Genomic DNA, 8,945 nt, shown 5'->3' on the forward strand with positions numbered 1-8,945 from the left:
CCCCTGCCCGGGGTCCGCGCCCTCGGCGCGTCCCGGCCCCGCCCGTCGGCCCGGTCCGGCGTGACATCCGTCGATTTGTCCGTTCCGTGCCACGCCCGTGTCACGACCCGGTGACCGCGCACCGCCCGCCGCGGCCCGCCCCCGCACCCCGGTGAGACTGATCCCGCACCGGATCCCGCGCGAAGGGGCACCACCATGACGTCGCCGACCGGCCTGTGGTCGTACGCGGAGATCGCCCGCTACATCAACGTCCGACCCGACACCGTCCGCAGCTACCGGCGGCACGGCCTGCTCCCCGAGCCCGACGCCGTCGACTCCGGCGGCCACCCGCGGTGGCACCCGGAGACCATCCGGGCCTGGGCGCGCAGGCGTCCCGGCAACCGTTGAGGACGCCCCCCGGCCCCGGCCCGTTCTGGTGATTCCAGCCACAGCGCGGCACGGAGACGGGGGCAAAGTGCCGACCGGCCCGTACCCTCGTCACGCGAGGACATCGCTACCCACAGGTAGTGCACAGCACGTGCGGACCATGACCCAACGGGGCGGAGGGGCTCGGCATGAAACTGACCGTGGTGGGGTGCTCGGGGAGCTTCCCGTCCGCCGAGTCCGCGTGCTCCAGCTACCTCGTCGAGGCCGACGGCTACCGGGCCGTCCTCGACCTCGGCAACGGCGCGCTCGGCGCCCTGCAGAAGTACACCGGCCTCTACGACGTCGACGCCGTCCTGCTCAGCCACCTGCACGGCGACCACTGCATCGACCTCTGCGCCTACTGGGTCGCCCGCAACTACCGCACCGAGGGCTGCCCCGCCCCGCTGCCCGTCTACGGACCGCGCGGCACCGCCGGACGCCTGGCCCGCGCCTACGACATGCCCGAGGACCCCGGCATGACCGAGGTCTTCGACTTCCGCGAGCTCGGCGACCGCACCTTCGACCTCGGCCCGCTGACGATCACCAGCCGCCGGGTCAACCACCTCGACACCGAGGCGTACGGCTTCCGCGTCGAGCACCGCGGCCGCGTCCTCGCCTACTCCGGCGACACCGGCGAGTGCACCGAACTGGTCGACCTCGCCCGCGGCGCCGACCTCTTCCTCTGCGAGGCCGCCTACACCGACGGCAAGGAGACCTTCGCGTCGATCCACCTCAACGGCCGGGAGGCCGGCGAGCACGCCACCGCCGCCGGCGTCGGCCGCCTCGTCCTCACCCACATCCCGCCGTGGACCGACGCCGAACGCAACCGCGCCGACGCCGCCAAGACCTTCACCGGCCCCGTCGAGCTCGCCCGCCCCGGCGCGGTCTACGAGCTCTAGGACCCGCCCACCGGCGTCAGCCAGCGCCGGAAGGCCGGCACCTCGCCGTGCACCGCCGCCCGGTACAGATCCGCCAGACGCTTCGTCAGATCACCCGGCGCCGAAGGAATTTCACGGTCGTCCAGTGACCCGACCGGCACCACGCCGGCCGCCGTCCCGCACACGAACACCTCGTCCGCCGCGTACAGGTCCGACCGCAGCAGACTCTCCACCCGCACCGCCACACCCAGCTTCCGGGCCAGCGCCAGCACGGTGTCCTGGGTGATCCCCTCCAGTGCACCCGCCGACGCCGGGGGAGTGCGCAGCACCCCGTCGCGCACCGCGAACACGTTCTCCGCACTGCACTCGCTCACCGAACCGTCCGCCGCCAGCAGCAGCGCCTCGTCGTACCCCGCGTCCGTCGCCTCCCGCCGGGCCAGCGCCGAGTTCAGGTACGGCCCGGTCGCCTTCGCCGCCGGCGGCACGCTGTTCGGGTCGTTCCGCCGCCAGCTGCTGGTCTTCAGCCGCAGCGGCCGGTCCGCCGGCTGCTCCGCCCACTCCCACCCCGCGATCGCCGTCACGGTCGGCGAACTCCGCATGTCCAGGCCCATCGAGCCGTACCCCAGGAACGCGAAGTGCCGCAGGTAGCAGGACCGGTGCCCGTTCGCCCGGACCAGCTCCAGGGTCGCCGCGGCCAGCTCGTCCACCCCGTACGGCAGCGGCAGCCGCAGCATCCGGGCGCTGCGCTCCAGCCGCCGCAGGTGGTCCGCCAGCCGGAAGACGGCCGGGCCGTCCGCCGTCTCGAAGACCCGGGTGCCCTCCAGCACCCCCGTGCCGTAGTGCAGCCCGTGCGTCAGCACGTGGACCTGCGCCTCGTGCCAGGGCACCAGGGCGCCGTCCAACCAGATCGTCCCCGCCTCGGTCATCGCCATGGCGCCCATCCTGGCGGCGCCCGGGCACCCCGCCGAGCCGTCCGGGCCCGCCGGAACCGGCCATGGCCGGGAGCGGAGCCGCCGTCTCGGATGGTGGAAATCCCCGTCCGGATGGCGAGTCGCTGGCTATCGTCCCCGCCGTGGAGCACAGCACCGCCCTCTACCGCAGCCTGCTCGCCGACCCGGCCCGGCCGCTGCACCGCCTGCGCGACGAACTGGGCTGGGCCGAGGACGAGTTCGAGGCCGCGGTCGCCGAGCTCCGGCGACTCGGGCTGCTCCAGCCGACCACCGGCACCGGCAGCGGCCTGGCCGCCGTCTCGGTCGCCAGCGCCGTCCGACACCTCCTCGACGACGCCGGCGGCACCCTCGGCGCGCTCTTCGACACCGTCCGCCGCACCGGCGACGGCATCGAGCAGCTGCACAGCCGCTACCTCCCGCTGCAGCCCGGCCCGCCCGCGCACGAGCTCGTCCAGGGCGCCGACCGGATCGCCGCGCTGCTGGAGGACGCGGCCCGGGGCGCCCGCACCGAGGCGCTCTCGCTGCGGCCCGGCCAGGACCACTCCCCGGCGGCCCTGGACGGCAAGCTCGCCCGCGAGCGGATCGCCCTCGACCACGGCGTGCGGCTGCGGACGGTCTATCCGGCGGCCGCGCTGCACCACCCCGCCGTGCTGGCCCACGTCCAGGAGCTGACCGCGGCGGGCGCCGGGATCAGGGTCGCGCACACCCTGCCGCTCTGGCTGATCGCGGTCGACACCACGCTCGCCGTGCTGCCCGCGCCCGGCACTCCGGACGCCGCCCTGGTGGTCCGCGACCGTGCGGTGCTGGCGGTGGTCCGCGAGCTGTTCGAGTACTTCTGGGCCGCCGCCTGGGTGCCGCCGGACCTGCTGGGCCGCCCGCTGCCGGACGACCGCCACCGGGAGGTGCTGCGGCTGCTCGCCGCGGGCCTGACCGACCAGGCGATCGCCCGGAAGCTGGAGGTCTCCGAGCGCACCGTCCGCCGCCTGGTGGCCGACCTGACCGGCGACCTCGGCGCGCAGAGCCGCTTCCAGGCCGGGGTGCACGCGGCCCGCCAGGGCTGGATCTGACCCGGAACGCGCCGGACCCCGCGCGGGCGCGCCCGGGCCCCCCCCCCCCGCGGGGGAGGGGAGGGGCGTCAGGCCTTGGTGACGTCCTCGATCTCGGTGTCCTCCTCGCGACCGGGGGTCTTGAGGTTGAACTTGGTGATCGCGAAGCGGAACAGCACGTAGTACAGGACCGCGAAGACCAGGCCGATCGGGATGATCAGCAGCGGGTGGGTCGCCTTGCTGAAGCCGAGCGCGTAGTCGATCAGCCCGGCCGAGAAGGTGAAGCCGGCGTGCACGCCGAGGGCCCAGGTGACGGCCATCGAGACGGCGGTCAGCACCGCGTGGATGGCGAACAGGACCGGGGCGATGAAGAGGAAGGCGAACTCGATCGGCTCGGTGACACCCGTGACGAACGAGGTCAGCGCCAGCGACATCATCATGCCCATGACGGCCTTGCGGCGCTCCGGACGGGCGGCGTGCGCGATCGCCAGGGCGGCGGCGGGCAGCGCGAACATCATGATCGGGAAGAAGCCCGACATGAACTGTCCGGCGGTCGGGTCGCCGGCGAAGTAGCGGGTCAGGTCGCCGTGCACCACGGTGCCGTCGGCCTTGGTGTAGTCACCGGTCTGGAACCAGGCGTAGGAGTTCACGAACTGGTGCATGCCGACCGGCAGCAGACCGCGGTTGATCAGGCCGAAGGCGCCCGCGCCGAGGGCGCCCGCACCGATCAGGGTGTTGTTCAGGTGGCCGATGGCGTCGCCGACCGGGCCCCAGACCAGGGCGAAGACCACGCCGACGGCGGTGCCGACGAAGGCCATGATGATCGGGACGAGCCGGCGGCCGTTGAAGAAGCCCAGCCAGTCGACCAGCTTGGTGCGGTGGAACTTCTGCCACAGGACGGCGCTGAGCAGGCCGATCACGATGCCGCCGAGCACACCCGGGTTCTGGTAGGTCGGGGCGATCCACTTGCCGTCCGCGACGTGGCCGTCGGTGATGGGGAACGCGGTCAGCACGTTCTTGTACACCAGGAAGCCGACCAGCGCGGCGAGGGCGGTGGAGCCGTCCGCCTTCTTGGCGAAGCCGATGGCGATACCCACCGCGAACAGCAGCGGGAGGTTGCTGAACACGGCGTCGCCGGCGGTGCTGAACACCGCGGCCACCCGGTCCCAGCCCAGGCCGTCCTTGCCGAACACATCGTCCTGGCCCAGGCGCAGCAGCAGGCCCGCGGCCGGCAGGACGGCGATCGGCAGCTGGAGGCTGCGGCCGATCTTCTGCAGGCCCTGGAGCGTGCTCTGGCCGATCTTCTTCGCCTGGGAGGGGCCCGGCGCCGCGGCGGGCGCCGGTGCCTGCGCAGTCGTACTCATGGGGATGGTTCCTAACGACAGGCGGTCGGTGGGGTTCATCGGGGGGCCGACACGCAAACTGGTCTACACCACGAGTGGTGTAGACCAGTTTTTAACACGCATCCGACAGGGGGCGGAACCCCGGAAAGCACCGCAGGTCGGAAGTGCTATGAAATCGAAACCTTCTTGCGGATCCTCGATCTTGATTACCCGCCGTTACAGCCGAATTTGGCGAGCTGCGCAACAAAAGCAGCCGCGGACCCGGCTAGGCCTTGGTGACGTCCTCGACCTGGTCGTCGTCCTCGCGACCGGGCGTCTTGATGTCGAACTTCACGATCACGAACCGGAACAGCGCGTAGTACACGACCGCGAAGGCCAGCCCGATCGGAATGATCAACCAGGGCTTGGTCGCCAGCGACCAGTTCAGCCCGTAGTCGATCAGGCCCGCCGAGAAACTGAAGCCGTCGTGCACCCCCAGCCCCCAGGTCACCGCCATCGACGCACCCGTCAGCAGGGCGTGCAGCGCGAACAGGGCGGGCGCGATGTAGGCGAACGAGTACTCGATCGGCTCGGTGATACCGGTCACGGCACTGGTCAGCGCCACCGAGGTCATCAGGCCGTAGATCTCCTTGCGGCGGTGCGGCTTCGCCGAGTGCGCGATCGCCATCGCCGCCGCTGGCAGCGCGAACATCATGATCGGGAAGAACCCCGAGGTGAACTGCCCGGCCGTCGGGTCGCCCGCCAGGAACCGCGGGATGTCGCCGTGCACCACCTCGTTCGTCCCCGGCTTGGTGAAGTCGCCGAACTGGAACCAGACGAACGTGTTCAGCAGCTGGTGCATGCCGACCAGCAGCAGCGCCCGGTTCCCCACGCCGAAGATCCCCGAGCCGATCGCCCCCAGGTCCGACAGCCACTTGCTGAACGAGGTCATCGCATCGCCGATCGGCGGCCACACCCACAGCCCCAGGCAGGCCAGCACCAGCCCCGCCACGGCGGTGATCATGGGCACCAGCCGGCGGCCGTTGAAGAAGCCCAGCCAGTCCACCAGCCTCGTCCGGTGGAACCGCACCCAGAGCCACGCCGACATCAGACCCATCAGGATGCCGCCCAGCACCCCCGGATTCTGATAGCTCGCCGCGGCCGCCCGCAGCGACTTCACGTCCACGCACTGATTGCCCAGCAGCACCGTCGGCGGCGTGCACTTCTGCGGGAACGCGTGCAGCACCGCGTAGTACACGAGGAAGCCCACCACCGCGGCCAGCGCCGTCGAACCGTCCGCCTTCTTCGCCATGCCGATCGCCACACCGATGCAGAACAGCAGCGGCAGGCCCAGCGAGGAGTCCAGCAGCGCCCCGCCCGCCGCCGCGAACACCTTGGCCACGTTGTCCCAGCCCAGCCCGTCCTTGCCGAACACGTCCGGCTGCCCCAGCCGATTCAGGATCCCCGCGGCCGGCAGCACCGCGACCGGCAACTGCAGGCTCCGGCCCATCTTCTGCAGACCGCCGTAGAAGGTCTGCCACCAGGTCGTTCGGGGAATCGCCGCGCCCGCTGTGCTCATCCGTACCCTCCCGGAGCCCTGACCGCTGTACCGTCACCGCTGACGCCACCACCGCCCCGCCGCGGGGGCAGTGGGCGGCACCGGCCGGCGGGGCCGCGGAACACCGGGGGTCCGTCCCACGTTCTCCGGAGTGCACCTCATACTGGTGTAGACCACTTGCGGAGGCAGGCGGGCACCGGGACGCGAACCCGATGAGCGCCATCCTCCGCAGCCCCCCGGCACCACGCGCGCCGAAATGGGCCAAAAGTGGATTGACGTGGCACGTCGGTACGGAACGGGCGATGCTGGACGCGCTGCCGGAACAGCACGCCACCTGAACCCGCGTCACCGCCGGCCGCACCACCGCACCGACGCAGGACGGCCGCCGGCGCCACGCCGCACAGCCGAGACACAGGGAGAAAGACATGGCCAGCAAGGCTGAGAAGATCGTCGCCGGCCTCGGCGGGATCGACAACATCGAAGAGGTCGAGGGCTGCATCACCCGGCTGCGCACCGAGGTCAAGGACGCCTCCCTCGTCGACGAAGCCGCCCTCAAGGCCGCCGGCGCCCACGGCGTCGTCAAGATGGGCACCGCCATCCAGGTCGTCATCGGCACCGACGCCGACCCCATCGCCGCCGACATCGAAGACATGATGTGACCTGACGGCCCCCCCCCCCCCCCCCGCGCCCCCCCCCCCCCCCCCCGCCCGGGGGGCGCCGCCCCCCCCCCCCCCACCGTCGGCGGGGCCGACGCCGTCCCCCACCCACTAGGCTCGGATCCCATGTCACGCATCGACGGCCGCACCCCCGACCAGCTCCGACCCGTCACCATCGAACGAGGCTGGAGCAAGCACGCCGAAGGCTCCGTCCTCGTCTCCTTCGGCGACACCAAGGTGCTCTGCACCGCCAGCGTCACCGAAGGCGTCCCCCGCTGGCGCAAGGGCAGCGGCGAAGGCTGGGTCACCGCCGAATACTCCATGCTCCCCCGCGCCACCAACACCCGCGGCGACCGCGAATCCGTCCGCGGCAAGATCGGCGGCCGCACCCACGAGATCAGCCGCCTCATCGGCCGCTCCCTGCGCGCCGTCATCGACCACCGCGCCCTCGCCGAGAACACCATCGTCCTCGACTGCGACGTCCTCCAGGCCGACGGCGGCACCCGCACCGCCGCCATCACCGGCGCCTACGTCGCCCTCGCCGACGCCATCGCGTGGGCCCGCGACAAGAAGATCCTCCGCGCCAAGGGCCAGCCCCTCACCGGCGGCGTCAGCGCCGTCAGCGTCGGCATCATCGACGGCACCCCCATGCTCGACCTCCGCTACGAGGAGGACGTCCGCGCCGAGACCGACATGAACATCGTCTGCACCTCCGACGGCCGCTTCGTCGAGGTCCAGGGAACCGCCGAAGGCGCCCCCTTCGACCGCGCCCTCCTCGACCAGCTCCTCGACCTCGGCACCCTCGGCTGCGCCGAACTCGACGAGATCCAGCGACAGGCCCTGCGCGACCTCGAAGGCTGAACCACCCACCGGCAGCGGGCGCGCATCCTGTACACGGCGCGCCCGCACCCCGTAGCGTTCGGAACCACGGGCAGCCCACCGGCCGTCCCCCACAGCGGACCAGTCGTCGCCCCCGAACCGGAGGACCCGATGCCGGACAGGCTCACCCGCTCCACCATGCTCGCCGCGGCCGGCCTCATCCTCGTCCTCCCCCTCAGCGCCGTCAGCTGCTCCGCCGCCCAGCGCGCCCTCGACTGCGGCAACACCGCCGTCCGCATCACCACCGACGTCTCCAACGCCGGCAGCGCCTTCAACAACGCCGCCAACGACCCCGCCGCCGCCGGGCAGGCCCTCCAGAAGCTCAAGACCGACCTCGACCAGGTCGGCCGCAACTCCGGCGACACCGACGTCTCCAAGGCCGTCACCGACCTCCAGACCCAGATCGACAAGGCCCAGCAGGCCATCGACAACAAGCAGGCCCCCGACCTCAAGCCGCTCGGCGACGCCGCCGGCAACCTGACCAAGGCCTGCACCGGCTGACCCTCGCTAGGGTGGGCCCCATGACCACCCGACGCCTCGTCCTCGCCACCCGCAACCGGCACAAGGTCGGCGAACTCCGCGACATCCTCGGCGACGCCGGACTCGACGTCGAACTCGTCGGCGCCGATGCCTACCCCGAGATCCCCGACGTCCCGGAGACCGGCGTCACCTTCGCCGAGAACGCCCTCCTCAAGGCCCACGCCCTCGCCAAGGCCACCGGCCTGCCCGCCATCGCCGACGACTCCGGCCTCTGCGTCGACGTCCTCGGCGGCGCCCCCGGCATCTTCTCCGCCCGCTGGTCCGGCAAGCACGGCGACGACCGCGCCAACCTCGACCTGCTGCTCGCCCAGCTCTCCGACATCGCCGAACCCCACCGCGCCGCCCACTTCGCCTGCGCCGCCGCCCTCGCCCTCCCCGACGGCACCGAGCGCGTCGTCGAGGGCCGCCTGCTCGGCACCCTGCGCACCGCCCCCGCCGGCGACGGCGGCTTCGGCTACGATCCGATCCTCCAGCCCCTCGGCGAGACCCGGACCTGCGCCGAGCTGACGTCGGCCGAGAAGAACGCCATCAGCCACCGCGGCCAGGCCTTCCGGGCGCTCGCGCCGGTGGTGCGGGAGCTGCTGGGCTGACGTGACTTGGGTTTTGGACCCCCCCGAGAAGTACGGTGTGGGCGAGGATAGATTTTTGTATGTGGGGGGGGGGGTAGACAACACAACGACTTTTTAGCAACACCAAACACAAACAAGGAGG

The 8,945-nt window shown here is 72.0% G+C and carries 9 protein-coding genes and 1 pseudogene; 7 read left to right on the plus strand and 3 right to left on the minus strand.

The annotated features are described in order from the left end of the window. The first annotated feature begins 195 nt into the window (after positions 1-195). Positions 196-387 carry a helix-turn-helix domain-containing protein gene (locus ACFV0G_RS28130; RefSeq protein WP_380553862.1) on the plus strand — a complete coding sequence of 64 codons (192 nt, stop codon included), beginning with the start codon at positions 196-198 and terminating at the stop codon, positions 385-387. A gap of 167 nt (positions 388-554) precedes the next feature. After that, positions 555-1,304 (plus strand): MBL fold metallo-hydrolase, encoded by a 750-nt coding sequence (locus tag ACFV0G_RS28135; RefSeq protein WP_380553865.1) that lies wholly within the window; start codon positions 555-557, stop codon positions 1,302-1,304. On the opposite strand, the gene ACFV0G_RS28140 is transcribed toward ACFV0G_RS28135, so the two are convergent. Beyond that, on the minus strand, positions 1,301-2,215 hold the full coding sequence (locus ACFV0G_RS28140) for a branched-chain amino acid transaminase (protein ID WP_380553868.1): 915 nt from the start codon (positions 2,213-2,215) through the stop codon (positions 1,301-1,303). The two genes, ACFV0G_RS28135 and ACFV0G_RS28140, sit on opposite strands and share 4 nt — an antisense overlap. 140 nt (positions 2,216-2,355) lie before the next feature. Here ACFV0G_RS28140 and ACFV0G_RS28145 point away from each other — a divergent pair, with 140 nt between their 5' ends. Then, positions 2,356-3,300 (plus strand): LuxR C-terminal-related transcriptional regulator, encoded by a 945-nt coding sequence (locus tag ACFV0G_RS28145; RefSeq protein WP_380553871.1) that lies wholly within the window; start codon positions 2,356-2,358, stop codon positions 3,298-3,300. 68 nt (positions 3,301-3,368) lie between these two features. On the opposite strand, the gene ACFV0G_RS28150 is transcribed toward ACFV0G_RS28145, so the two are convergent. Together ACFV0G_RS28150 and ACFV0G_RS28155 are read right to left on the minus strand one after the other, a co-directional pair. After that, complete coding sequence (locus tag ACFV0G_RS28150) at positions 3,369-4,643, minus strand: PTS transporter subunit EIIC (RefSeq protein ID WP_380553874.1); 1,275 nt, start codon at positions 4,641-4,643, stop codon at positions 3,369-3,371. Between the two features lie 244 nt (positions 4,644-4,887). After that, positions 4,888-6,180, minus strand: coding sequence for a PTS transporter subunit EIIC (locus tag ACFV0G_RS28155; RefSeq protein ID WP_380553877.1), 1,293 nt, complete (start codon positions 6,178-6,180; stop codon positions 4,888-4,890). A 353-nt stretch (positions 6,181-6,533) separates the two neighbouring features. Between ACFV0G_RS28155 and ACFV0G_RS28160 the strand changes: the two are divergent. From ACFV0G_RS28160 to rdgB, 4 genes and pseudogenes are all read left to right on the plus strand, one after another. Next, positions 6,534-6,818, plus strand: a pseudogene (locus ACFV0G_RS28160) (glucose PTS transporter subunit EIIB); the annotation flags it as partial. Between the two features lie 123 nt (positions 6,819-6,941). Then, the gene (gene rph / locus ACFV0G_RS28165) at positions 6,942-7,676 is read left to right on the plus strand and encodes a ribonuclease PH (RefSeq protein WP_380553880.1); all 735 of its coding nucleotides are present in this window, start codon (positions 6,942-6,944) and stop codon (positions 7,674-7,676) included. Positions 7,677-7,805: 129 nt separating this feature from the next. Next, positions 7,806-8,195 carry a hypothetical protein gene (locus tag ACFV0G_RS28170; RefSeq protein ID WP_380553883.1) on the plus strand — a complete coding sequence of 130 codons (390 nt, stop codon included), beginning with the start codon at positions 7,806-7,808 and terminating at the stop codon, positions 8,193-8,195. 20 nt (positions 8,196-8,215) lie between these two features. Then, the gene (rdgB, locus tag ACFV0G_RS28175; protein WP_380553890.1) at positions 8,216-8,824 is read left to right on the plus strand and encodes an RdgB/HAM1 family non-canonical purine NTP pyrophosphatase; all 609 of its coding nucleotides are present in this window, start codon (positions 8,216-8,218) and stop codon (positions 8,822-8,824) included. Positions 8,825-8,945: the final 121 nt, after the last annotated feature.

Source organism: Kitasatospora sp. NPDC059571, assembly GCF_042735675.1.
GTDB lineage: Bacteria > Actinomycetota > Actinomycetes > Streptomycetales > Streptomycetaceae > Kitasatospora.